This window comes from Pseudidiomarina woesei, assembly GCF_001418345.1.
GTDB classification, from domain to species: domain Bacteria; phylum Pseudomonadota; class Gammaproteobacteria; order Enterobacterales; family Alteromonadaceae; genus Pseudidiomarina; species Pseudidiomarina woesei.
On record NZ_LIPW01000001.1, the window covers coordinates 732353 to 756168 of the forward strand.

A 23816-nucleotide genomic window follows, 5' to 3' on the forward strand; every position below is an offset into this window, starting at 1 on the left:
TACCTTGTGCATGCACTAATCCACAGGAACAGCCGCCAGAGCAATCAACAATGAAGCCTGCCGATGTCGCATAATCTTGTATTGCTTGCCGTATTTGCCAGTTTTATAACGGGCGCCTTAACCGCAGCTGGTGCCGTACCTATTCTATTCGGCAAGAAGCCCTCAGAAGCTTTTAACGACACCTTGTTAGGTTTCGCGGCCGGTGTCATGCTAGCCGCCTCCTTTTTTTCCCTGATTGTCCCCTCAATTGATATATCCACCGAAATGTATGGCCCTGGTCCATGGCCTGCAGCAATTGCAGTAGCGGGAATTTTATTGGGCGCTGTGGCCATTGGGGCACTTCACAAATTATTACCCCATGAACATTTTGTCACCGGTACTGATGGCCACCAAAATGCCAAAGTTGCTGGCGTGTGGCTGTTTGTCTTTGCCATTGCCATTCACAATTTCCCAGAAGGCTTGGCCGTTGGTGTGGCATACGGTAGTGGCCAACAAGAAACCGCATTTTCGCTGGCTCTTGGCATTGGTTTACAGAATATTCCCGAAGGCTTAGCCGTTGCAGTGGGCTTACTTGCGGTGGGCTACTCGCGCTTAAAAGCTTTTGTGATTGCAGCACTTACGGGGTTAATTGAGCCCATTGGTGGTTTATTTGGTGGCGTATTCGTCAACTTATCGGAAGTTTTATTGCCCTGGGGCTTGGTATTTGCCGCAGGCGCCATGCTGTTTGTGATTAGCCACGAAATTATTCCCGAAACCCACCGCCATGGGCACCACACGCGCGCCACATCTGGTTTAATGATTGGCTTGGTGGTGATGTTATTTTTAGATGTTTGGTTAGGAGCCACTTAACATGAAAAAAGTTTTGTTGTTAGGGTACGGCGATATTGCACAGCGTACCGCCCCTTTGCTTGTTGCTAGTGGCTGGCAAGTGGTTGGGGCCTGTCGCACGCCAAGTGGTAAAGCGCAAGTGCCTGGTGTCGAACTCACCGCAGCTGACGCCAACCATGAACAAGACTTACGCGAACTACTAAAACAGCAGTTCGACGCCATTGTGATCACCCTAACGCCAAGCGATTACAGCCGTGAAGGCTATCATCAAGGCTATGTGGTGCCATGCCGCCACTTGCAACACTTGCTGCATCAACAAGCCAAGACGCCGCGGGTTATCTACGTATCTAGCACAGGGGTCTATGGCCAGCGCGACGGTGAATGGGTAGATGAACAAAGCCCAACTGAACCCGACAGTGATAGCGGCGACATGTTGTTGCAGGCTGAACGAGTTATTTTGGGCAGTACGGCTGTGACTAGCGTGTTGCGCTGCTCGGGCATTTATGGCCCCGGTCGTGAGCGGCTGCAGCAGCAACTTAAAGCAGGTACTGCAACTATCACACCTGCTTGGACCAATCGCATTCACAGTGACGACGTGGCCGGCTTTATTGCCTATTTGTTGGAGCACCCTGAGCACCAAGAGCCCGTTTATGTGGTAACCGACAATGAGCCATTGCTGCAGGCTGACGCGTATCAACGCATGGCTGACAAACTCGGCATTGATATTTCTGGGCTAAAACGCACTGACCAAGTCGGCCCACGCGGCAGCAAACGCCTGCGTAATGCCAAACTTCGCGCTACCGGCTACACCCTCAAACACCCGAGCCTGTAGCCCGGCGTTACACGCCGGGTGGTGCACAGCACCGTGAATGTCGAATTGAGCAATGACGGCACCTTGTGCCACCCGGCGTAAAACGCCGGGCTACAGCACCGTGAATGTCGAATTGAGCAATGACGGCACCTTGTGCCACCCGGCGTAAAACGCCGGGCTACAGCACCGTGAATGTCGAATTGAACAATGACGGCACCTTGTGCCACCCGGCGTAAAACGCCGGGCTACAGCAGCAAGTAAACGGCAATGCCTTGCGCGGCTGCGCGGCCTTGCGCTATGGCGGTAACGACTAAGTCCGCGCCACGCACCATATCACCCCCAGCAAAAATACGTGGGTTGCTGGTTTGCATGGCAAATTCACTCTGCTCCGACGCCACCACCGTGCCCCAATCGGTTAGTTCAACCCCATGCGGCTGCAACCACAGCGGCGGGTTCGGCTGATAACCAAAGGCAATAATCACCGCGTCGGCGGGCATCACAAATTCAGAGTCGACCACAGGCTGCGGACGGCGCCGCCCTTGCTCATCAGCGGGCCCCAATTCAGTGCGCACCATACGCACCCCAGTAACGCAATTATTCGCGTCACACTCAATGGCTAGCGGCTGCACGTTAAACTCGAACACCACGCCTTCCTCGCGCGCATTTTGCACTTCACGGCGCGAACCGGGCATATTTTGTTCATCCCGACGATACGCGCACACCACCGACTGCGACTGCTGACGCACCGCAGTGCGCACGCAGTCCATGGCTGTATCACCACCACCCAGCACCACCACCCGCTGACCCGAAAGGTCAATTTTCGGATACTCAGCCATAGGTATAACCTGCTGCGCAGTTAGCAGTTCTTGCGTGTTGCCAATTAAATACGGCAACGCCGGCACCACCCCCTGCGCTTCAAGACCCGGCAAGTTGCCGTCCAGCGCTTTGTAGGTGCCAACAGCCACAAATACCGCATCAAATTCTTTCAGTAAGTCGTCAAACGCAACGTCATGGCCAATATTGCACCCTAAGCGAAACTCAATACCCATGTCGGTAAAAATCTCGCGGCGCAGCTGCATCACGGTTTTTTCTAGCTTAAACGGCGGAATACCGTAAGTTAGTAGCCCACCTATTTCAGGGTAGCGGTCAAACACCACCGGTGTAATGCCTTGGCGTACCAACACGTCTGCGCAAGCTAAGCCGGCAGGCCCTGCACCTATCACCGCCACGCGCTTATTGGTTTTTTCAACACCCGATAAATCAGGGCGCCAGCCTTGCGCAAAAGCGGTGTCGGTAATGTATTTCTCAATGCTGCCAATGGTTACCGCACCAAACTCATCATTTAAGGTACATGCCCCTTCACACAAGCGGTCTTGCGGGCAAACGCGGCCACACACTTCGGGTAGGCTGTTGGTTTGATGACACAGCTCAGCCGCTTCAAAAATACGCCCTTGTTGGGCAAGCTCAAGCCACTGCGGAATATAGTTATGCACTGGACATTGCCATTCGCAATAAGGGTTACCGCAGTCTAAACAGCGATCAGCCTGGCCTTGTACCTGGTGCTCAGGCATGGGCTCATAAATTTCGACAAACTCAATTTGGCGCTCACGCAATGCTCGCTTCGGAGGATCAATGCGCTGTACGTCCAAGAACTGATATATATTCTTGTTCATTACATTACCTCCACACGTAGTTCAGCGGTTGAGCGCGCACGGTGGCCAACTAAATCGGCCAAGTCGGCGGCTTTTGGCTTCACCATGACAAACTCATCAAACTTACGCTCCAAATCGCGTAACAACCCGTGTGCATGTTCACTGCCTGTACGCTCATAATGCTCATGAATTAGCCCACGCAAATGCTCTTGTAATATTGGCGTGTTCACTTTGCAGGGTTCCACTAACTCGCCGTTTAGCCGCGACATAAACTGGCCGTCTGCGTCCCACACATAGGCAAAGCCACCGGTCATACCCGCGCCGAAATTAATACCCGTGGCACCAAGCACCACCACAATACCGCCGGTCATGTACTCGCAACCGTGGTCACCAATGCCTTCAACCACGGCGGTGGCTCCAGAGTTACGTACTGCAAAGCGTTCGCCGGCACGCCCTGCGGCAAATAACTTGCCACCGGTAGCGCCATACAAGCAGGTATTGCCCATAATCACCGCTTGCTCGCTGGCATATTGCGCTTGTGCTGGCGGGCGCAATACAATTCGGCCGCCAGCCATGCCTTTGCCCACGTAGTCGTTGGCGTCACCAGTAAGATCTAACCGCAGGCCACCGGCATTCCAAGCACCAAAACTTTGTCCGGCGCTGCCGTTAAACTTCAATTCAATTGGGTTGCCGGCCATGCCTTGATTACCATAGTGAAGTGCAATAGCCCCTGAAACCGCAGCGCCTACTGAGCGATCAAAGTTACGAATCGGCAACTGCCACTGGCCGCCTTGCTGCTGCGCTACGGCTGTTTCGGTTAAACGCAGCAACTGTTGGTTCAGCGCGCCTTTATCATCGGGCTGATTTTGCTCCGTACAATAACGTGGGTAGTCGTTGTGAGTGCCCGCGGCAGCCAGTAAATCCGATAAATCGAGTTGCTGCTGTTGCGTGGTTTCGCCGGCAACACGTTCTAGCAAATCAACGCGGCCAATCAAGTCTGTTAATTTTTCGACGCCTAATCGCGCTAACCATTCACGAACCTCTTCGGCGACAAATTCAAAGTATTTAGCAACCCGTTCAGGCAAGCCAGTAAAATGTTCTCGCCGCAGTGTTTCGTCTTGTGTGGCGACACCAGTAGCACAGTTATTTAGGTGGCAAATACGCAAATACTTACAACCCAAAGCAATCATGGGCGCAGTGCCAAAACCAAAGCTTTCAGCCCCCAAAATGGCAGCTTTAATAACGTCTAGGCCAGTTTTTAAACCGCCATCCACTTGTACCCGTACTTTATGGCGTAAGTTATTACTTACTAATGCTTGTTGTACTTCAGCTAAACCAAGCTCCCACGGCGACCCCGCGTGTTTCACCGACGTTAGTGGGCTAGCCCCAGTACCACCGTCATACCCCGATATAGTAATCAAGTCAGCATAGGCCTTAGCCACACCGGTAGCTATGGTGCCAATGCCTGGCGACGACACCAGTTTCACCGACACAAATGCTTTGGGGTTCACTTGCTTTAAGTCAAAAATTAACTGGGCTAAATCTTCAATCGAATAAATATCATGGTGCGGCGGAGGCGATATTAATGGCGTACCCGGCACCGCGAAACGCAGTTTGGCTATTTCTGCTGAAACCTTTTCCCCTGGCAACTGGCCTCCTTCGCCGGGTTTCGCTCCTTGCGCAATTTTAATCTGCAACACATCGGCGTTTACCAAGTAATGCGGCGTGACGCCAAAACGGCCTGAGGCTATTTGTTTAATTCGTGAGTTTTTGTCGGTACCAAACCGACGCGGATCTTCACCGCCCTCCCCGCTATTTGAATGGCCACCAATGCGGTTCATACCTTGCGCAAGCGCTTCATGTGCCTCTGGACTTAAAGCACCAATTGACATAGCCGCTGTATCAAAACGGTGGTAAAGCTCAGTTGCCGCTTCAACTTGAGCAAGAGGCAGCGGCTGTGCCACCGGCTTGGGCTGCAATAAGTCGCGAATAAACGCTATGGGGCGCTGGTTCACATGATCGGCAAATTGCTGATAGGCCGCACGTTCACCTGTTTTTACCGCGGTTTGTAAACTGGTAACCACGTCAGGGTTATACGCGTGATACTCACCACCGTGTACAAATTTTAATAGCCCACCGGCACCTAAGGGGCGGTTTCGCAACCACGCACGTTGACTGGTTTGCAGTAATTGCCGTTCTAAATCAGCATAAGTAGCGCCGCCAATTCGCGCCGGTGCGTGTGCAAAACATTGCTGCCGCACTTCGGCGGCCAACCCCACTACTTCAAACAAGCATGCACCGCGGTAGCTCGCCACGGTCGCGATACCCATTTTTGACATAATTTTCAGCAGGCCTTTGTTCAAGCCGGCACGATAGTTTTCCATGGCTTGGCGCACAGACACCTGAATATCGCCACGTTCAACCAGCTGTTCAATGGTTTCGTAGGCCAAGAACGGATACACCGCCGTTGCGCCAAGACCAATAAGCACCGCCATTTGATGCGCGTCACGTACCGCCGCAGTTTCCACCAAAATATTTGAGTCGCAACGTAAATTCGCCCGAACCAACGCCTGCTGCACCGCACCAACTGCAAGCGCAGCGGGAATGGGCAATTCACCTTCAGTTAATTGCCGATCAGACAGTTGCACCTGTACCACTTTGTTTTCTCGTACTTCAGTCACAACTTTATCGCAAAGTTGGCTAATTGCTTGTTGCAGGTTTAACTGTTGAGGCTTGTACCACAAACTAAACTTAGCCAGCTTGTACCCCTGCTCGGGCAATTCGCGCAGTTGCTTCAGGTCGGTATACATTAATACCGGCGACTCCATGACCACCCGCTCGGCGTAGCCCGAAGTTTCATTAAATACGTTTTGTTCGCGGCCAATACAAGTTGCCAAGCTCATCACGTGGCGCTCGCGAATGGGGTCAATGGGCGGGTTGGTTACTTGGGCAAACTGCTGACGGAAGTAATCAAACAAGCTGCGGGGCTGCTTTGACAGTACCGCAATAGGCGTATCATCACCCATTGAGCCAGTCGCTTCGTGGCCATCGCTACCGAGCACAGCGACAACTTGCTGCAACTCTTCACGCGAATATAAGAATAACTTATGGTAAACCGCCATAGTGGCGTCATCAAACAAGCGCTTACCGAGTAACTCGGCCGCAAGCTCCGCAAACGGCTGTAAATGCCGAACATGGCTGTTCAACCATTGCCGGTAGGGGTGGCGCTGTTGCAAGTCTTGATCAATGTCTTCGCTACGCCAAATGCGACCGTTATAAGTGTCCACGGCCATCATCTGGCCCGGCCCTAAGCGCCCCTTTTCAACCACTTTGGCCTCGTCGTAATCCCAAATACCTACTTCAGAGGCAATGGTAAGTACGCCGTCTTCGGTCAAAATAAAACGGGCTGGGCGTAAGCCATTGCGGTCTAAACTGCATGCCACATGGCGCCCATTGCTCATGACAATACCAGCCGGCCCGTCCCACGGCTCCATATGCATCGAGTTAAACTCGTAAAACGCACGCAGGTCATCGTCCATAGTCGGGTCGCCCTGCCAAGCGGGCGGAATAAGCAAGCGCAAGGCGCGAAACAAGTCCATGCCGCCGGCCAGCAATAGCTCCAACATGTTATCCAGCGCCGACGAGTCAGACCCTTCGGCGTTGACGAACGGCGCAGCTTGCTGCAAGTCGGGCAACAACGGCGAGTGAAACTTATATTGGCGCGCCGCCGCCCATTGACGGTTACCGCGTATGGCATTAATTTCGCCGTTATGAGCTAAAAACCGAAACGGCTGAGCTAACCGCCACTGCGGCTGGGTATTGGTTGAAAAGCGTTGATGAAACACGCAATTAGAAGTTTTAACCGCAGGGTTTGCCAAATCAAGAAAGAAGTCAGCTAAATGCTTAGCAAGCATTAAGCCTTTATACACAATCACTAGGCACGACAGCGAACAAATATAGAAATCCGGCTGATCTTGCAGCGTCTGCTCGGCCCGTCGTCGTGCCATATACAAGCGACGTTCCAAATCTTTTTTCCGCCAACCAGGCGGCGCACTCACTATCACCTGCTGAATAAGCGGTAAGCTTTTACGGGCAATGTCACCTAGCACCTTTTCGTTCGTTGGTACCTCGCGCCAGCCCTCTACGGTAAGTGTTTCACGGGTAAGCTCTTGCTCTAACGCACGGCGTTGGCTTGCAGCAGCAGCTTCATCGCGGCTCAAAAATACCATGCCCACCGCAAACTTTTTACTTAAATGCCAACCTTGCTGTGCCGCATAATCGCGAAAAAACTGCTCGGGCAGTTGTAATAACAAGCCACAACCATCACCAGTCTTACCATCCGCATTAATGCCCCCACGATGCTGCATATTCGCTAAGCCAGCAATAGCGCGTGTAATCAACGCATGACTCGGTTCGCCAGCTATTTGGGCGATAAGCCCAAATCCACAGTTATCACGCACATCGTCGTGGGAGTACAATGCCATACAACCTGCCTCACATTTCTTGCTAGAGCTGAATTTAAATGATATTCCACCTTAGACAGGTTGTGAGGTGATGGCAACTATAACCAAAATTCACCTTCGTTATTTTTAGAGCAAAAGCGTTATTCGTTATTCGTGCGCTCACTTCGTTCGCTGTTTGTCCGCGCTTCGCGCTGTTCGGTAAAACCAAAGACGAAGAGCGAAGCGATCGAACAACGACGAGCGAAGCGATCGAATAACGAAGTTAGCCTTTGAAGCTTAGCATTCGGTCTAGCGGCATTAACGCGCGCTTGGCTAGCTCAGGGTCTACATGAATCTCATGCTCAGCGCCGCCGTGTTCTAACGCTTCCGCAATTGCGACAAGGCCATTCATCGCCATCCACGGGCAATGCGCGCAGCTGCGACACGTAGCGCCATTACCGGCTGTTGGGGCTTCAATAAAATGCTTGTTTGGCGACAACTGCTGCATTTTGTAAAAAATGCCGCGATCGGTCGCCACAATGAAGGTGTCATTTGGCATTTCTTGGCTTGCTTTAATTAGCTGTGAGGTTGAGCCCACCGCGTCGGCCATATCAACCACCGATTGCGGCGACTCAGGGTGCACCAACACTGCCGCTTCAGGGTATACGTTTTTAAGGTCTTCAAGCGCTTTGGTTTTAAATTCATCATGCACAATACAGGCACCTTGCCACATGATCATGTCGGCACCGGTTTGCTTTTGAATGTATGCACCCAAATGCTTGTCTGGGCCCCACAGAATTTTTTCGCCATTGGCATCTAAGTGATCAACCACTTCTAATGCAATAGATGACGTGACCACCCAGTCGGCCCGTGCCTTCACGGCTGCAGAGGTATTGGCATACACCACGACGGTACGGTCGGGATGTTCGTCGCAAAACTTTGAGAATTCTTCAATGGGGCAACCCAAGTCAAGCGAACAGGTTGCTTCAAGTGTTGGCATGAGCACACGCTTGTTAGGCGTCAAAATTTTGGCGGTTTCGCCCATGAACTTCACACCCGCAACAATTAACGTTTCGGCTTCGTGCTTCGCACCAAATCGCGCCATTTCCAGTGAGTCAGCCACGCAGCCGCCTGTTGCTTCAGCCAATGCTTGAATTTCAGGGTCGGTATAATAGTGCGCAACCAGCACCGCATTTTTCTCGCGTAATAATTCTTTAATACGCGCGGTGTACTGTGCCTTTTGCTCGTCGGTTAATTGTTTTGGTTTGACTGGGAATGGATAATCCAAACTATCAATAACCCGTGCTTGAATTTCTGCCGTAATGCTCATGGTACCACTTCAGTGCATGAAAAAAGTTGCCGTATTATAAATCAAGGCTAGGGGAATACAAGGTTGCTTTGTTTACTGGAAACGAGAGAGAGTGGTGGGTTGTGCAGGATTCGAACCTGCGACCAATTGATTAAAAGTCAACTGCTCTACCAACTGAGCTAACAACCCATTTTAAAGCTTGAAATGTGAGAGTGATTGGTGGGTTGTGCAGGATTCGAACCTGCGACCAATTGATTAAAAGTCAACTGCTCTACCAACTGAGCTAACAACCCATCACTGTCGCGTTACGCACTTATCAGTGGCAACGGCGGCATAGTTTACTCAAAAAGCCGCTCGTTGCAACTGTAAATTGAAGTAATCGGGTGCGTTTGCTTAATTTGCGAACGTTTTCCCGAAATTTCTACACGATGTTTACAAATATGCTTACAAATTACCAAGACGTTTACGCGCTAAACCAGCTTCGGTTGAGTCTGGGTACTCAGATAAAACTTGATTGTAAAGTTCACGTGCTTTGGCGGTGTCGTTTTGTTGTTGCGCGATAATACCTAACTTCAATATACAATCGCCACGTTTGTTGCTGTCTTTATAGTCATTGACAACCTTACCGAAATGCACTTTTGCTTGGTCAAGTTTGCTGTCGGTTAACAACAATTGCCCTAACCAATAGTGTGCATTTGGCACATACGTAGAGTTTGGGAATTTTTTAATAAACGACTCAAACGCAGGTACGGCTGCATCATAGCGTTGATCGCGTAGTACCAGCTGAATGGCTTGGTCGTAGGCTTCGTTTTCTGAAATATCAGCTGAATAGCTTCCACTCGGCGTCGATGTATCAATCGTTGCGGGTTGCGAGTTTGTTGCCGAGGTAGACTGCGGTTGAGCAGCTAACCGGCGATCAATCTCTTGGTAGATTTCACGTTGGCGCTGTAATATTTGCTCAATTTGGTACGCGTGCTCTTCTGTTTTACCACGAAGATCTGCCACCTCATCTTGCAACTGTGCCATTTGATCTAAAAGCGCCATCTGTGCCGCATTGCGGGCATCCATCACGCGCTCAAGTTGATTTAAGCGTTCTTCGAGTGACCCACTGCCTAACTTAGAAACCGGTGCCTGCGCATGCAGGACACCGGGAATCAGTAAGGCCAATACGAGTAATGCTTTCTGCATTGGCTCAACCTTTTACTTCAAGTGAAAATTAGTTGTCTTTCAAGCTTAGTAAACAAGTACGCCGCGACGGTTTTTCGCGTATGCGTCATTGTTTGAAGCGTTAATTAACGGCTTCTCTTCACCATAAGAAACAGTTGTTACTTGGCTAGAGCTAACACCTAAGTTTTGCAAGTATTGCGCGACGGCTTTCGCACGACGCTCACCCAAAGCGATGTTGTACTCAGGCGTACCACGCTCGTCACAGTGACCTTCAATCGTTACTGTCACACCAGGGTTTTGCACTAAGAAATCAGCGTGAGCTGCTAATACCTGCGCATATTCAGAAGAAATACGTGAGTCATCAAACGCAAAGAAAATAGTATTTTCTTGACGTAGCTCAGCAACTTTCTCTGCACGAATTTCTTCAGGCGTTTTTTGACGCTCTACTGCGCCAACATCAACACCTGATTGCTCTTGCTGTTGCTGCTCTTGTTGCTGTTGGTTGGTTTGTTGATCAACCGCTTCCTCAGCGCCTTGATTTGAGCTACACGCTGCCAGAGTCAGCATAGGTACTGCAATGAACAGACTTTTTAAAGCTTTGTTTGCGTTCATATCCGCGTTCCTTTCTTTCAAGTGAAAATCTGAATTGTAAATAATCGTTATAACTTATAGCACATACTAGCGTAAAAACGGTGACCACGACGGTGATTTTACTTCACCTTCACGTGTAGGTAAACGTGCCTTGAAGCGACCGTCTACCGAAACCAACGCTAACACCTGCTGGTTATTATGTGTGGTGCTGTAAATCACCATACTGCCATTTGGCGCCAAACTTGGCGACTCGTCCAAAGCGGTTTGCGTTAAAATTTGCATTGACCCATTTGGATAATCTTGACGAGCAATGTGATAGTTCCCCTGCGTACGGTTTACCATAATCACTTGCTTACCGTCTGGCGAAAATGTCCCACCTAAGTTCTGCTCACCTTCAAAAGTGAGTCGGCGTACCTGCCCTGCACTTAAATTTACGCTATAAAGCTGTGGTCTGCCACCCCTTTCTGACGTAAAAATCAGCGAGTTACCATCAGGTGACCAGCTTGGCTCGGTGTCAATTGCATGGTGATTCGTAACGCGGCGCACACGCTTCGTTGCAATCTCCATTACATATAACTCAGGGTTACCATCTTTTGATAACACCATCGCCAAGTTTTTGCCATCAGGCGAGAACACCGGGCTACTGTTAATTCCCGGAAAATCAGTCATCTGTTCTCGCGCACGAGTATAAATGTCCTGAATAAAAATCTGTGGTTTTTTATTCTCAAAACTGACATAGGCCAATTTATTACCATCTGGCGACCACGACGGTGACATTAATGGCTCAGGACTGCGCAATAACACGCGTTCGTTAAAGCCATCGTAGTCTGCAACCACAAGCTCATACGGCTTCTCTGAGTTATGGTTAACCGTAACATACGCTATACGCGTCATGAACGCACCGCGTTGTCCGGTTAATGTTTCGTAAAAAATATCTGAAATTCGGTGAGAATATTGACGAAATTGGTCACCTGAAATAACGCTGGTTCGCGCATCTAGAATATGATCTTGCGAGGTTACCAACTGGCCATTTTGTAACACTTGGGTACCACTGGTAATTTGTCCGCGCAGTACGTCAATAATTTCAAAGCTCACCGTGTAGCGATCCAAGCCGTCCGGTGCAATCGTGCCAACTAACAATGCTTCAACACCCAAACTAGCCCATTCGGTGTAGTCCACCTGTGGAGATGACGACGGCCGTTGCGGCATAGCAGTTAATGGAATCGGGTTAAATTTGCCGCTGCGCATTAAATCTGCCGCCACAACTTCGCTTAAACCATCAGGTTTAGGGCCAGTTCCCTTCCACTCAAATGGCACCACAGCAATTGGCCGAGCGGTGTTAATCCCCTCCGTAATGACAATCTCTAATTTTGCTTGAGCGACTCCCGTCAGCCCAACCATTAGCGCACATACCGTGATAAAAAATACTTTTAATTTTGTCATAGGTTTTGTCATCGTTACTTCAGATTACTGTTTTGGAGCCACGGTTAATTCAATGGTTTCCATTAATTTGTACACTTCAGGGTCTTGCGACACAGGCAATGTATTCGCTTTAAGCACCGCGTTACGCGCAGACTGACATACGGTCGGGTCACCTTCGCCTTGGTTGACCGATTTAACGAAGCCACTTGGCGCAACACTAATAGTCAACACGCACTCTTTCCCACGCATGCTGTCATCGGTAATCCAGTTGCGCTGAATCGTCTGCGTAATCAGCGCAGTGTAGCGTTGTACTTCTGATTGCATTTGTTGACTACGCGCTTTCGCTCGGGCCGCTTCCTCAGCTCGTAATTCTTCTTGCAATTGACGCTCACGTTCAGCACGTTCACGCGCCTCTTGCTCACGCCGCTTACGCTCTTCTTCAGCTTTACGCGCTTCTTCTTCCTTGCGTTTACGCTCAGCTTCAGCTTTGGCTGCAGCTTCCTCTTCACGTTGGCGCTTCGCTTCAGCTTCAGCCGCGGCTTTTTGAGCTGCCTCTTTTTGCTTTTGCGCTTCTGCTTTTTCTTTCTCTAAACGTCTGCGTTCCGCTTCTTGTTGTGCCTGCAGCTCACGCAAGCGCTGTTGCTCAGCTTCTCGCTCCTTGCGCGCTTGTTCCGCGCGGCGCTCTAACTCAGCCTGCCGACGTTGTTCAGCCAAATCAGCTTGACGTTTCTGCTCACGAATTTCATTTACGCGCTTCTCAACCGCAGCTTGATCGACCGTAACCGCCTGCACAATTTCTTGATTATCTAGCTGTTCTTCGGGCGTATCACTATTCAATTGCACCTGCATAGGCTGCTCAATAGGCTGCTCAAATGGGGTCTGAAAGTTCATCCCCCAAACCATCAGCCCCACCACGACAACGTGCACTAACACCGACCAAACTAGCGGCATGGTCCAGCTCGTCGCTGCCGTTGATGTTTGCTTCGCCGCGAGCGGCTTAGACACATCTTGCTTGGACATTATGAGCCACCTGCTTTAGGAGTAGCAGAACTATCGGTCATTAAGCCAACCTGCGGCACCCCAGCTTTTTGCAACAACACCATCAGTTGTACAACCTGATTATACTGCACCGCGCCATCGCCTTTTACCACCACCGGGCGGTTCGGGCTTACCTGCAACTCAGCCTGCACCATCACAGCTAAATCAACCACACCAATGGCAGCGTTCGGATCATTTGCCGTGCTTAAAAAATAATTACCATCACGATCAACCGAAGCAACAATTGGTGGCTCGCTTTCAGGATCAAGCGGCTCTGCGGAAGCTTTCGGCAAGTCTACTTTAACACCCTGCGTAATAAGTGGCGCAGTAACCATAAAAATAATCAGCAGCACCAACATGACATCAATGTAGGGCACCACGTTAATTTCCGACACCTGCTTACGACGTCTACGGGTTACCGTCATCATGCTTCAGCACCCGCCTTTTTCGCGCTGCCCTGACGCTGCAAAATTGCCATCAGCTCGTCCATGAAATTTACATATTGATTATCTACTTTTTCAACGCGATAGCTGAATCTGTTGTAAGCAATAACCGCTGGAATCGCCGCAAACAAGCCCATCGCCGTTGCAATCAATGCTTCAGCAATACCCGGTGCAACCATGGCTAGCGTTGCTTGCTGCACCGCACCTAAGCCAATAAACGCATTCATAATACCCCAGACAGTACCAAATAAACCCACATAAGGGCTTATTGAGCCAATGGTCGCCAAAAAACTCAAATTATTTTCAAGGCCATCAAGCTCTCGCGAGTGCACCACTCGCATCGCTCGGTACGAAGCATCCAACACTTGCTGTTGATTCAGTCCTTGATTGTTGCGCAACCGTGCAAACTCTTTAAACCCAGCATGAAATAGCTTTTCCATGCCCGAGGCATTTTGTGCTCGAGCCGAAACCTCTTGAAACAAACGCGTTAAATCAACCCCCGACCAAAACCTGTCCTCAAACTTCAAGGCTTCTTGAGCCGCACTCTTGATGACTTTGGCACGTTGAAAAATCATCATCCAACCCACTACTGAGAACGCCAGCAACAGCAACATCACCAGTTGCACAACAATACTTGCTTCAAGAATAAGTGCGGTTATCGACAATTCAGTTTGCACGTTTTAATACCTCAAAAATTTCGGCTGGCATAGGCACCGCTCGCACGGCTTCACCAGCATGCCCTAAATTTACACAGGCCGCTTTAATTTGCGCCTGACAAAAAATTGTTTCATGGCCCGGTTGCCCCGACAGCACCTGCTGCGAAAACACCACCGAAGCGCGTCCGAGCTTTTCGACCACAACCGTCACTATCAGTTCATCGTTAAATCGCGCCGGCGCCAACAAATCCATTTGCACCTGACGCACCACAAACCCAAGCCGATGTGCAAGCCAAGTATCTTGTTCTATTCCTAACGATCGTAGCCATTCCGTACGGGCCCGCTCAAGGAATTTGAGATAGTTAGCATAATAAACGATACCGCCTGCATCTGTGTCTTCGTAATAAACCCGTATGGGCCATGAAAATGTTAACTTGTTCAATTTTACACCAGACATTTTTTTATCATAACGATCTAACCAATTTTTACAAAACCCTTAATTTTCGCGGTTTATTTTGGTAAGACCAATTCTGATTAGGTTATATTTCAACCAACAATAAAACCATCGCATTAGTAAAACTTATGTGAAATACAATTTTTCTCGTTTGAAAGCTGGTCCGGCCTGCGTATAATGCGCGTCAGATACCAGATACGAAGAGACCGGTTGTCACTTCTTCCTGTTATTGTTCCCTGGATTTAACTTCCTTGTTGTTCTGTATTTTGCCCGCTCCTTTGAGCGGGCTTTTTTTTGTAGAGCAAAAGCGATATTAGCTATTGGATATTAGATATTAGCTAGATACCCGCTACATCCCTCCCTGATATCAGCTAGCTGATAGCGTCGTTGCTCTTCCCAAGGCCGAAGTGGGCGTAGGCGTGTGGCGTCGCAATGCGACCACGCGGCGTACGCTGCAAAAAACCCTGCTGAATCAAATACGGCTCAAGTACATCTTCAATAGTATCTTTTTCTTCACCAATGGCCGCAGCCAAATTATCTAAACCTACCGGGCCGCCCATAAATTTCTCAATAATTGCGAGCAGCAATTTGCGATCCATATAATCAAAACCCGCTTCGTCCACATCAACCATTGCTAATGCGGCGGCGGCCGTTGGCTGATCAATATGGCCGCTATTTTTAACTTCCGCAAAGTCGCGCACCCGCCGCAACAAACGGTTAGCTATGCGCGGTGTACCACGTGAACGACGCGCAATTTCCAGGGCGCCATCGGCTTCTAAGTTCAAATTTAAATAACTGGCCGAACGCGCAATAATTTTTGTTAGCTCTTCAACACTATAAAATTCTAACCGCTGCACAATACCGAAACGATCTCGCAACGGTGACGTCAACGCACCCGCACGGGTGGTGGCGCCAATAAGCGTAAACGGCGGCAAATCTAATTTTATTGAACGCGCTGCCGGCCCCTCACCTATCATAATATCTAACTGATAGTCTTCCATGGCCGGATACAAAATCTCTTCCACCACAGGGCTCAAACGATGAATTTCATCAATAAACAACACATCGTGAGCTTCTAAGTTGGTTAACAATGCCGCAAGATCACCTGCCTTTTCGAGTACTGGGCCCGAAGTTTGCCGGATATTTACATTCAATTCATTGGCGACAATATTAGCTAAAGTAGTTTTACCCAAGCCTGGCGGCCCAAAAATCAACAAATGATCGAGCGCCTCAGCTCGTTGCTTGGCGGCTTGAATAAATATTTCCATTTGCGCAACCACGTGGCTCTGGCCGGTATAGTCGGCGAGCATTTTCGGCCGAATAGCGCGATCAATCACTTCATCGTCGGCCATTGCCTGTGGCTGGTTAATACGATCTGGCTCAATCATCTTGAAAACCCTAGTGCGATATCAGCTATTAGATATTGGATATTAGAGCAGATGTATCGGGTATTTAGCTAATATCTAATATCCAATAGCTGATATCGTCGTTGTCGTTACATGTTCTTCAATGCGAAACGGATGAGGACATCGCTGGCAGCTTGGGGCTCCGCCTTTAGCGCTGCCGCTACCGCCTTTTCCGCTTGTGCTGGCTTATAGCCCAAAGCTAACAAGGCGCTTAGCGCGTCGTCACGTGGCGAACCGCCGGCAATGGTCGGGTTCATGTCGCCAAATTCTATCGGCGCAGCGTCTGTTGCCGGAGTAGCAGTACCCCAGTTTTTCAAACGATCGCGCATTTCAACCACCAAGCGCTCAGCCGTTTTACGGCCAACACCAGGAAGCTTCACTAAGCTAGACACGTCGTCGTGCGTCACAACATGAACAAATTGATGCACTGTCATGCCCGACATAATGGTCAGCGCTAACTTCGGCCCTACGCCTTGCGCTTTAATAAGCTGACGAAACAGAGTGCGCTCAGCAAAGGTGTTGAAGCCATACAACAATTGCGCGTCTTCGCGCACCACAAAATGCGTGATCAGCTTAACGGTTTCACCAATGTCAGGTAATTCATACAGGCAGGTCATTGGCATTTGTACTTCGTAGCCAACGCCGTTTACATCAATAAGCACTTCGGGTGGTTGTTTAGCAATTAAAGTGCCGGTGAGTTGTCCGATCACGCACGTCCCCTTGTTGTTCTAATCAATTGGGTTTGCGTATGGGCATGGCAAATGGCCACGGCCAACGCGTCGGCCGCATCAGCTTGCGGCTTGTGCTGTAACTGTAACATGGCCATGACCATGTGTTGCACTTGTGTTTTATCAGCAGCGCCGGTACCAACCACGGCCTGCTTCACTAAGCGCGCTGCATATTCTGCCACGGGCAGGCCAGCCGAAGCTGCAGCAACAATGGCCGCGCCACGCGCCTGCCCAAGCTTTAATGCGGAGTCAGGGTTGCGCGCCATAAACACTTGTTCTATCGCAAATTCGCTGGGTTGAAATTGCGCGATAAGCTCAGCTACACCATCATGAATAACTTTAAGCTTATCGGCAAGTGTGGGTTCGGCTTCGCCTTTTAGGCTGCGCATGACGTTAATGCAGCCACTACCCAAGTAAGTTAACTGCTTGCCAGATTGGCGAATCACACCATAGCCGGTTAGGCGTGTGCCTGGGTCAATTCCCAGAATAATGGCCATGATTCGCTCCTGTCAGCTTGCTGTTCACTGCACCTAGGTTAGACGGTGGTTAGACGGTGGTTAGACGCTGGTTAGTCGTTATCCTTTACCGTAACAGCAACATTCAATTCTGCCAATGCCTCTGGGTTGGCAAGCCCCGGTGCGTCGGTCAACACACAGGCGGCCGTGGTGGTTTTCGGGAAGGCAATCACTTCACGAATAGAGCTTGCGCCCACCATCAACATCACCAAACGGTCTAAACCAAAAGCCAGGCCCGCATGTGGTGGCGTACCGTACTTTAATGCCTCGAGTAAGAAGCCAAATTTCTCTTGTGCTTCTTCTTTGCCAATACCCAAAATTTCGAATGCAGCTTGCTGCATCTCGTTATTGTGGATACGTACCGAGCCACCGCCCACTTCACAGCCGTTAAGCACCATGTCGTAAGCGTTTGACAATGCCGCTTCCGGGTTGGCTTTCAGTTCTTCTGGGCTTACGCCAACAGGCGCGGTAAACGGATGGTGAATAGCATGCAAACGGCCGTCATGCTCTTCAAACATTGGGAAATCAACCACCCACAATGGGCGCCACTCATCGCTCACAAGTTCAAAATCTTGGCCGACTTTCAAGCGTAACGCGCCCATAGCTTCGGCAACCACAGTCGTTTTGTCAGCACCAAAGAAAATAATATCGCCGTTGGCCGCTTCGGTGCGTGCCAAAATACCGTTCAGCGCATCATCTGGAATAAATTTCAGTACCGGCGACTGAATACCATCGCGGCCAGCGCTTAGGTCATTCACTTTCATCCACGCCAAGCCTTTGGCGCCATAAATGCCAACAAAGGCGGTGTATTCGTCAATGTTTTTACGTGAAATCGCTTCGGCTTTGCCGGGTACTTTTAGTGCCGCCACGCGCCCTTTCGGGTCATTCGCAGGGCCCGAGAATACTTTAAATTCAACGTCGGTTAGCAAATCAGCGACGTCTACTAATTCAAGTGGGTTACGCAAATCTGGCTTGTCGCTACCAAAACGGCGCATTGCTTCATGCCACGTCATGCGCGGAAAGTCGCCTAACTCAACGTCTAACATGTCGTTAAATAACTGGCGGACCATCTTTTCAGTCACCGCCATCACTTGATCAGACGTCATAAACGACGTTTCAATATCAATTTGGGTAAATTCTGGCTGACGGTCTGCGCGTAAGTCTTCGTCGCGGAAACACTTCACAATTTGGTAGTAACGGTCGAAACCAGACATCATTAATAACTGTTTAAACAGCTGCGGCGACTGTGGCAAGGCAAAAAATTTACCTTTGTGCGTACGGCTTGGCACCAAGTAGTCACGTGCACCTTCCGGCGTCGCACGGGTTAGCATCGGTGTTTCAATGTCCAAGAAGCCGTTGTCGTCTAAAAAGCGACGTACAGCACTGGTTACTTTGGCGCGGAACTGCAAATTGTGGTTCATATTTGGGCGGCGCAAGTCTAAATAACGGAAGCGTAGACGCTGCTCCTCACTCACCTGCTGATTAAAATCAATCGGCAATGGCTCGGCACGACTAATAATTTCAAGCTCAGTCGCCATCACTTCCACCGCACCTGTGGCCATGTTCTTGTTCACTTGGCTTTCTGGGCGAGCTCGCACCGTGCCGACTAAGCGAATACAAAACTCCTGGCGCAGCTTATTTGCAGTATCAAACAGAGCCTGTTGATCTGGATCAAACACCACCTGCACTAAACCAGAACGGTCGCGCATATCAATAAAAATTAAACCGCCCAAATCACGACGTTTATTTACCCAGCCACACAAAGTAACTGACTGATCTACAAGGCTGCTTTCAAGCTGTCCACAATAATGGCTACGCATGGGATTGTCCCTACCACAAAATTAGAATTTACAAAGCTGCACATTATAACGGACTGGCGCCGATTGTCAGTAACTGTGTTAAAATACTCGACCTGACTGTCAGCTAAAGATTAATTGCCCGTATGACTAAAAAAGACTCGATATTTGCCGAACCCTTGCCGCAAGTGAGCGACTTTGTATTTGATCAAACCGTGGTCGAAGTTTTCCCCGACATGATCAACCGCTCGGTGCCCGGCTACCAAAGTATATTGCAAGGTATTGGCCAACTGACCAAACGCTTCGCCCAGGCAAATTCGAACTTGTATGACTTAGGCTGCTCGCTCGGCGCCGCCACCTTGGCTATGCGCCAAAACGTCGCAGGTTTACAGGATGTTCAAGTTATCGGCATCGACAACTCGCCCGCCATGGTTGAGCGCTGCCAACTGCACCTAAGCGGCTATCGCAGCGACGTGCCCGTAACCGTGCGCTGCGAAGACATTCAGCAATCGGAGCTGACTAACGCATCGGTCGTAGTCATGAATTTCACCTTACAATTTGTGCCCCCCGAGCAACGCCAAGCGCTACTGCAAAAAATTTATGACGGCTTAAAACCAGGCGGCGTATTGTTACTCAGCGAAAAATTCCGCAGCACCGACGAAACCATGAACAACTTGCTTGTCGACATTCATCACGAGTTCAAGCGCGCCAACGGCTACAGCGAACTCGAAATCGCACAAAAACGGGCAGCCATCGAAAACGTCATGCGCGTTGATACCCTTGAAACCCATCACCAACGCCTGCGCGACATTGGTTTTAGCCACACCCAAGTATGGTTTCAATGCTACAACTTCGCCGCCATGCTAGCCGTCAAAGCCCCGAAAAAACAGCCCGTTAAGGACAACGCATGAATTTATTCAAGCAAGACCTAGTCGCCGTAGCCCAGTCGCCACTACAACAATGGCTAACCACCCTGCCCGCCCAACTTGAACGCTGGCAAAAAGAACAACAACACGGCGAACTACCGAAATGGCTGCGCAGCGTTGAGCAACTACCCAAGCTTGAGGCTCACCGAGTGTCGTTGGCCGACACCGTAACCGTCCAAAACGACAACATTAGCGAAGGCGTACAAAACCGCATTCGCGGCCTCATGATGCAACTCGTACCATGGCGCAAAGGCCCATTTAATTTGCACGGCGTACACATCGACACCGAATGGCGTTCCGACTTCAAATGGCAACGCGTACTGCCACACCTGCACAACCAAGGCACAGATGCAGCCACCAACACCGACAACCTAGGCGCGAAGCCATTGCGCGGCCAACACGTATTAGATATTGGTTGCGGCAGCGGCTACCACCTATGGCGCATGCTTGAAGCCGGCGCCGAACAAGTATGGGGAGTAGACCCCGGCCAATTGTTCATGGCCCAATTTATGGCCGTACGCAGCTTTATGCCGCCAGAACTACAAGAACGCGCTCACTTATTCCCACTCGGCGTCGAAGACCTACCCGAACTAAAGGCCTTCGACACCGTATTTAGCATGGGCGTACTCTACCACCGCCGCTCACCAATAGACTTTTTGACCCAGCTACGCGCACAACTCAAACCCGGCGGCCAGTTAGTACTAGAAACACTCGTTGTAGAAGGCGACGAGCACACCGTACTCGTACCCGGCGAAACCTACGCCAAAATGCGCAACGTCTGGTTTATACCAAGCAGCAAAGCCCTACTGCACTGGTTAGCACGCTGCGGCTACAAAAACGCACGCGTAGTCGACGAATCGCTAACAACACTAGAAGAACAGCGCGCCACCGAATGGATGCAAGGCCAGTCGCTAGTCGACTTCCTCGACCCAGCCGACCACAGCCGCACCATCGAAGGCTACCCAGCCCCGCGTCGCGCCGTGATCATCGCTAAGACGTAGCCCGGCGTTACACGCCGGGTGATGCGCAGCATCGTCATCGCTGAACTTTACCGCGATTTCTAGGAGGAAGATTCGAGATTTACAGCGCTTGGCGCTACCCGGCGTAGAACGCCGGGCTACAGTCCCTTCAGCCATGCGGTGAAGTCGGTGCCGAAGGCGGGATGGCGCATGGCATGCTCAACAAAGGCTTGGGCGTAGCCCAGCTTGTTACCGCAATCATGACTCTTGCCTTTCATGTAGTACGCGTTTACTGGTTGCTGTTCAAGCAACATGGCCATGGCGTCAGTTAGCTGAATTTCGTTGCCAGCGCCAACGGGGGTTTTCTCTAGCAACGCCCATAACGCCGCGGGGAACACATAGCGCCCAACCACAGCTAAGTCAGAAGGCGCTTCGTCAACCGGCGGCTTCTCAACGAGCTGCTTTATCGGTGCTTGCTGACCCGCCTGAAGCTCAACGCCGTTAATGTCGGCAATACCGTACTGATTGACCATGGCAGCCGGCACTTTCTCGACCATGACTTGCGCTGCGCCGGTACTATTAAAGTTGGCCACCATTTCAGCTAAGTTATCACGCGTTAAGTCACAACTTGCTTCGTCCACCAGAACATCTGGTAACACCACCGCAAACGGTTGGTCTTCAATAAGTGGGCGCGCGCAGAGCACGGCATGGCCGAGACCTTTGGCTTCATCTTGGCGCACGGCCATAACCGTTACGCCTTTTGGACAAATGGACTGCACCTCAGCCAAAAGTTGATCTTTTGCGCGCTTGCTCAGCATGTCTTCTAACTCGTAGTTGGAGTCAAAGTGGTTTTCAATGGCACCTTTGCTTGAGTGGGTTACCAAAATAATATCAGTTAGCCCCGCAGCAGCGCATTCTTCCACAATGTACTGAATAAGCGGCCGGTCAACCAAAGGCAACATTTCTTTTGGAATTGCTTTGGTTGCTGGCAGCATCCGCGTCCCCAGACCTGCCACCGGAATCACAACTTTTTTAACCATGCTCAAATATCCTTATTAATATCAAAAACTATTTTTTCTCAGCTTTATCGCCTAAGCCTTCATGCTCAGCTACTGCTTCAATTTCTTGTTCTACACCTTCAGCAACAGTGGTTGGTGCAACGCGTTCAGCACCGTGCATCCAGTTAACCAACATACCTGAAATAAGCCACAAAATAACGGCAAAGAACAATAGGCCTACAGCCACGCCGCCAAACACAACTAACAAACCAGAATATTGTGCTTCCAATCCAATAGACTGCGCCAAGTTAATTGAAAATTCGTACTTGTCAGCTTGTTCGCTAAAGGCGCCGACCATACCTGCTAAATAACTTGCAATGGCTGGCATGAGGAACCAAACACCCATGACTAACGAGGCCAAACGTAGCGGAGCTAACTTAGTCATCAATGACAAACCAACTGGCGAAATACATAACTCGCCTAATGTGTGGAACATGTACGCCAGTACTAACCACATCATGTTGGCTTTGCCGGTTACTTGAATTTCGAACAGACCCAAAATCAAGAAAACAAAACCAATGGAGGTTAAAATGAGGCCAGCAAATACTTTTATTGGGGCATCAGGACTCTTGTCTTTTTTGTGCAACCACACCCACAAAAACGAGAAAACCGGAGCAAAAAGTAAAATAAACAGTGGGTTTAATGACTGGAAGTAACCAGCGGGTATTTCGGTAGCACCAATCATTCGGTCGGTAAATCGTTCGGCATAAATATTCATGAGGCCGCCGGCCTGCTCGAACGCCAACCAGAATACCGTCACAAACACAAACAAAAACAAGATAACGCGTAAACGATCGTGCTCAACTTTCGACAGTGGTTTTTTCACGCCACCGGTGGCGTCACGGTCGCGTTTGGCGCCAGGAATTTTACCCACATCGCCCAAGAAGCGTTGGAAGAACAAGCCTTGGGTGATCACGGCTAACGTCATACCTACGCCTGCTGCAAAATACCCCCAGCGCCAGCCGTAGTCAGCACTTTCACCTAAGGTAGAGGTAATAAGCGGAGCAATAAAGGCACCTAAGTTAATGCCCATATAGAAAATTGAAAATGCACTATCACGGCGAGCGTCGCCTTGTTCGTACAAGTCGCCAACAATAGTTGAAATATTTGGCTTAAATAAACCGTTACCAGCAATCAATAAGCCCAAGCCCACATAAAATAATTCAAGGCTGTGTGGGGTTGCGGCAAACAGAGTAAACTGCGCTGCCGCCATTAAAATACCGCCTAATAAAATAGAGCGGCGTTGGCCTAAATAGTTATCGGCTAACCAACCACCAATAAGCGGCGTAAAATAAACTAATCCCGTGTACATACCGTAAAGCGACAAGGCGTCCGCGTCGCTCATACCAAACCCAGGGTTTGCGGCTTCAGTGGCGGCAACAAGGGTTAAAACTAAAAGTGCGCGCATGCCGTAGTAAGAGAATCGCTCCCACATTTCGGCTGTAAATAGCACATACAGGCCCTTGGGATGACCCCAAAGTTCAGACTTAGAAGGCGCCTGGCTCATAAGAATTCCTCAATGAAATGTAATTATAGTTATGTAACTTATAAATGTGACGGGCTTTTATAACGCGAAAGCCTTGCATGGTGCAAGGCTTGGCGGCATAAACGGGGC

The 23816-nt window shown here is 50.0% G+C and carries 20 protein-coding genes and 2 tRNA genes; 4 read left to right on the top strand and 18 right to left on the bottom strand.

Annotated features, from left to right (window positions below; all coding sequences use genetic code 11):
- Positions 1–63 precede the first annotated feature (63 nt).
- Positions 64–849, top strand: coding sequence for a ZIP family metal transporter (locus ASC40_RS03660; RefSeq protein ID WP_055438394.1), 786 nt, complete (start codon positions 64–66; stop codon positions 847–849).
- A gap of 1 nt (position 850) precedes the next feature.
- Positions 851–1660, top strand: coding sequence for an NAD(P)H-binding protein (locus ASC40_RS03665; protein ID WP_055438395.1), 810 nt, complete (start codon positions 851–853; stop codon positions 1658–1660).
- Positions 1661–1884: 224 nt separating this feature from the next.
- Here the strand turns inward: ASC40_RS03665 and ASC40_RS03670 are convergent, their stop codons facing one another.
- From ASC40_RS03670 to aspS, 16 genes are all read right to left on the bottom strand, one after another.
- Positions 1885–3312, bottom strand: coding sequence for an FAD-dependent oxidoreductase (locus ASC40_RS03670; RefSeq protein ID WP_055438396.1), 1428 nt, complete (start codon positions 3310–3312; stop codon positions 1885–1887).
- Entirely contained in the window at positions 3312–7775 is a 4464-nt protein-coding gene (gene gltB / locus ASC40_RS03675; RefSeq protein WP_055438397.1) for a glutamate synthase large subunit, read from the bottom strand. The genes ASC40_RS03670 and gltB overlap by 1 nt, the downstream gene beginning before the upstream one ends.
- A 241-nt stretch (positions 7776–8016) precedes the next feature.
- The gene (gene nadA, locus ASC40_RS03680) at positions 8017–9063 is read right to left on the bottom strand and encodes a quinolinate synthase NadA (RefSeq protein WP_055438398.1); all 1047 of its coding nucleotides are present in this window, start codon (positions 9061–9063) and stop codon (positions 8017–8019) included.
- 92 nt (positions 9064–9155) lie between these two features.
- Positions 9156–9231 (bottom strand) — tRNA-Lys (locus tag ASC40_RS03685).
- Positions 9232–9259: 28 nt separating this feature from the next.
- Positions 9260–9335: transfer RNA gene (locus ASC40_RS03690), tRNA-Lys, on the bottom strand.
- 151 nt (positions 9336–9486) lie between these two features.
- Positions 9487–10230 carry a tol-pal system protein YbgF gene (gene ybgF / locus ASC40_RS03695; protein ID WP_055438399.1) on the bottom strand — a complete coding sequence of 248 codons (744 nt, stop codon included), beginning with the start codon at positions 10228–10230 and terminating at the stop codon, positions 9487–9489.
- Positions 10231–10275: 45 nt separating this feature from the next.
- Positions 10276–10821 carry a peptidoglycan-associated lipoprotein Pal gene (gene pal, locus ASC40_RS03700; protein ID WP_055438400.1) on the bottom strand — a complete coding sequence of 182 codons (546 nt, stop codon included), beginning with the start codon at positions 10819–10821 and terminating at the stop codon, positions 10276–10278.
- A 66-nt stretch (positions 10822–10887) separates the two neighbouring features.
- Positions 10888–12243, bottom strand: coding sequence for a Tol-Pal system beta propeller repeat protein TolB (gene tolB / locus ASC40_RS03705; protein WP_425415052.1), 1356 nt, complete (start codon positions 12241–12243; stop codon positions 10888–10890).
- Between the two features lie 24 nt (positions 12244–12267).
- Positions 12268–13242: a cell envelope integrity protein TolA gene (gene tolA / locus ASC40_RS03710; protein WP_245622170.1), complete on the bottom strand. Its 975-nt coding sequence runs from the start codon at positions 13240–13242 to the stop codon at positions 12268–12270.
- Positions 13242–13688 carry a protein TolR gene (tolR, locus tag ASC40_RS03715; protein WP_055438402.1) on the bottom strand — a complete coding sequence of 149 codons (447 nt, stop codon included), beginning with the start codon at positions 13686–13688 and terminating at the stop codon, positions 13242–13244. The genes tolA and tolR overlap by 1 nt, the downstream gene beginning before the upstream one ends.
- Positions 13685–14380 (bottom strand): protein TolQ, encoded by a 696-nt coding sequence (tolQ, locus tag ASC40_RS03720; RefSeq protein ID WP_055438403.1) that lies wholly within the window; start codon positions 14378–14380, stop codon positions 13685–13687. The genes tolR and tolQ overlap by 4 nt, the downstream gene beginning before the upstream one ends.
- Positions 14370–14816 (bottom strand): tol-pal system-associated acyl-CoA thioesterase, encoded by a 447-nt coding sequence (gene ybgC, locus ASC40_RS03725; RefSeq protein ID WP_141656093.1) that lies wholly within the window; start codon positions 14814–14816, stop codon positions 14370–14372. Before ybgC ends, tolQ begins: the two co-directional genes overlap by 11 nt.
- Before the next feature lie 368 nt (positions 14817–15184).
- Positions 15185–16201, bottom strand: a complete 1017-nt coding sequence (gene ruvB / locus ASC40_RS03730; RefSeq protein ID WP_055438404.1) for a Holliday junction branch migration DNA helicase RuvB — start codon at positions 16199–16201, stop codon at positions 15185–15187.
- A 107-nt stretch (positions 16202–16308) separates the two neighbouring features.
- Entirely contained in the window at positions 16309–16929 is a 621-nt protein-coding gene (gene ruvA / locus ASC40_RS03735) for a Holliday junction branch migration protein RuvA (RefSeq protein ID WP_055438405.1), read from the bottom strand.
- Positions 16926–17444 carry a crossover junction endodeoxyribonuclease RuvC gene (ruvC, locus tag ASC40_RS03740; protein WP_055438406.1) on the bottom strand — a complete coding sequence of 173 codons (519 nt, stop codon included), beginning with the start codon at positions 17442–17444 and terminating at the stop codon, positions 16926–16928. Before ruvC ends, ruvA begins: the two co-directional genes overlap by 4 nt.
- Before the next feature lie 71 nt (positions 17445–17515).
- Entirely contained in the window at positions 17516–19282 is a 1767-nt protein-coding gene (aspS, locus tag ASC40_RS03745; RefSeq protein ID WP_055438407.1) for an aspartate--tRNA ligase, read from the bottom strand.
- Between the two features lie 122 nt (positions 19283–19404).
- Between aspS and cmoA the strand changes: the two genes are divergently transcribed.
- Positions 19405–20169, top strand: a complete 765-nt coding sequence (gene cmoA / locus ASC40_RS03750; RefSeq protein WP_055438408.1) for a carboxy-S-adenosyl-L-methionine synthase CmoA — start codon at positions 19405–19407, stop codon at positions 20167–20169.
- Positions 20166–21185, top strand: coding sequence for a tRNA 5-methoxyuridine(34)/uridine 5-oxyacetic acid(34) synthase CmoB (gene cmoB / locus ASC40_RS03755; protein ID WP_055438409.1), 1020 nt, complete (start codon positions 20166–20168; stop codon positions 21183–21185). The genes cmoA and cmoB overlap by 4 nt, the downstream gene beginning before the upstream one ends.
- 116 nt (positions 21186–21301) lie before the next feature.
- Here the strand turns inward: cmoB and galU are convergent, their stop codons facing one another.
- Entirely contained in the window at positions 21302–22183 is an 882-nt protein-coding gene (galU, locus tag ASC40_RS03760) for a UTP--glucose-1-phosphate uridylyltransferase GalU (protein WP_055438410.1), read from the bottom strand.
- A 28-nt stretch (positions 22184–22211) separates the two neighbouring features.
- Positions 22212–23708, bottom strand: coding sequence for a peptide MFS transporter (locus ASC40_RS03765; protein WP_055438411.1), 1497 nt, complete (start codon positions 23706–23708; stop codon positions 22212–22214).
- Positions 23709–23816 lie beyond the last annotated feature (108 nt).

Bases quoted from the DNA above. Each gene is read 5' to 3' on its own strand.
- cmoB (WP_055438409.1), top strand. From the start codon at position 20,166: ATGAATTTATTCAAGCAAGACCTAGTCGCCGTAGCCCAGTCGCCACTA.
- ASC40_RS03665 (WP_055438395.1), top strand. From the start codon at position 851: ATGAAAAAAGTTTTGTTGTTAGGGTACGGCGATATTGCACAGCGTACC.
- ruvC (WP_055438406.1), bottom strand. From the start codon at position 17,444: ATGGCCATTATTCTGGGAATTGACCCAGGCACACGCCTAACCGGCTAT.
- aspS (WP_055438407.1), bottom strand. From the start codon at position 19,282: ATGCGTAGCCATTATTGTGGACAGCTTGAAAGCAGCCTTGTAGATCAG.
- tolA (WP_245622170.1), bottom strand. From the start codon at position 13,242: ATGTCCAAGCAAGATGTGTCTAAGCCGCTCGCGGCGAAGCAAACATCA.
- ybgF (WP_055438399.1), bottom strand. From the start codon at position 10,230: ATGCAGAAAGCATTACTCGTATTGGCCTTACTGATTCCCGGTGTCCTG.
- tolB (WP_425415052.1), bottom strand. From the start codon at position 12,243: ATGACAAAATTAAAAGTATTTTTTATCACGGTATGTGCGCTAATGGTT.
- ASC40_RS03765 (WP_055438411.1), bottom strand. From the start codon at position 23,708: ATGAGCCAGGCGCCTTCTAAGTCTGAACTTTGGGGTCATCCCAAGGGC.
- cmoA (WP_055438408.1), top strand. From the start codon at position 19,405: ATGACTAAAAAAGACTCGATATTTGCCGAACCCTTGCCGCAAGTGAGC.
- tolR (WP_055438402.1), bottom strand. From the start codon at position 13,688: ATGATGACGGTAACCCGTAGACGTCGTAAGCAGGTGTCGGAAATTAAC.
- galU (WP_055438410.1), bottom strand. From the start codon at position 22,183: ATGGTTAAAAAAGTTGTGATTCCGGTGGCAGGTCTGGGGACGCGGATG.
- ASC40_RS03660 (WP_055438394.1), top strand. From the start codon at position 64: ATGTCGCATAATCTTGTATTGCTTGCCGTATTTGCCAGTTTTATAACG.
- pal (WP_055438400.1), bottom strand. From the start codon at position 10,821: ATGAACGCAAACAAAGCTTTAAAAAGTCTGTTCATTGCAGTACCTATG.
- nadA (WP_055438398.1), bottom strand. From the start codon at position 9,063: ATGAGCATTACGGCAGAAATTCAAGCACGGGTTATTGATAGTTTGGAT.
- gltB (WP_055438397.1), bottom strand. From the start codon at position 7,775: ATGGCATTGTACTCCCACGACGATGTGCGTGATAACTGTGGATTTGGG.
- ruvB (WP_055438404.1), bottom strand. From the start codon at position 16,201: ATGATTGAGCCAGATCGTATTAACCAGCCACAGGCAATGGCCGACGAT.
- ybgC (WP_141656093.1), bottom strand. From the start codon at position 14,816: ATGTCTGGTGTAAAATTGAACAAGTTAACATTTTCATGGCCCATACGG.
- ASC40_RS03670 (WP_055438396.1), bottom strand. From the start codon at position 3,312: ATGAACAAGAATATATATCAGTTCTTGGACGTACAGCGCATTGATCCT.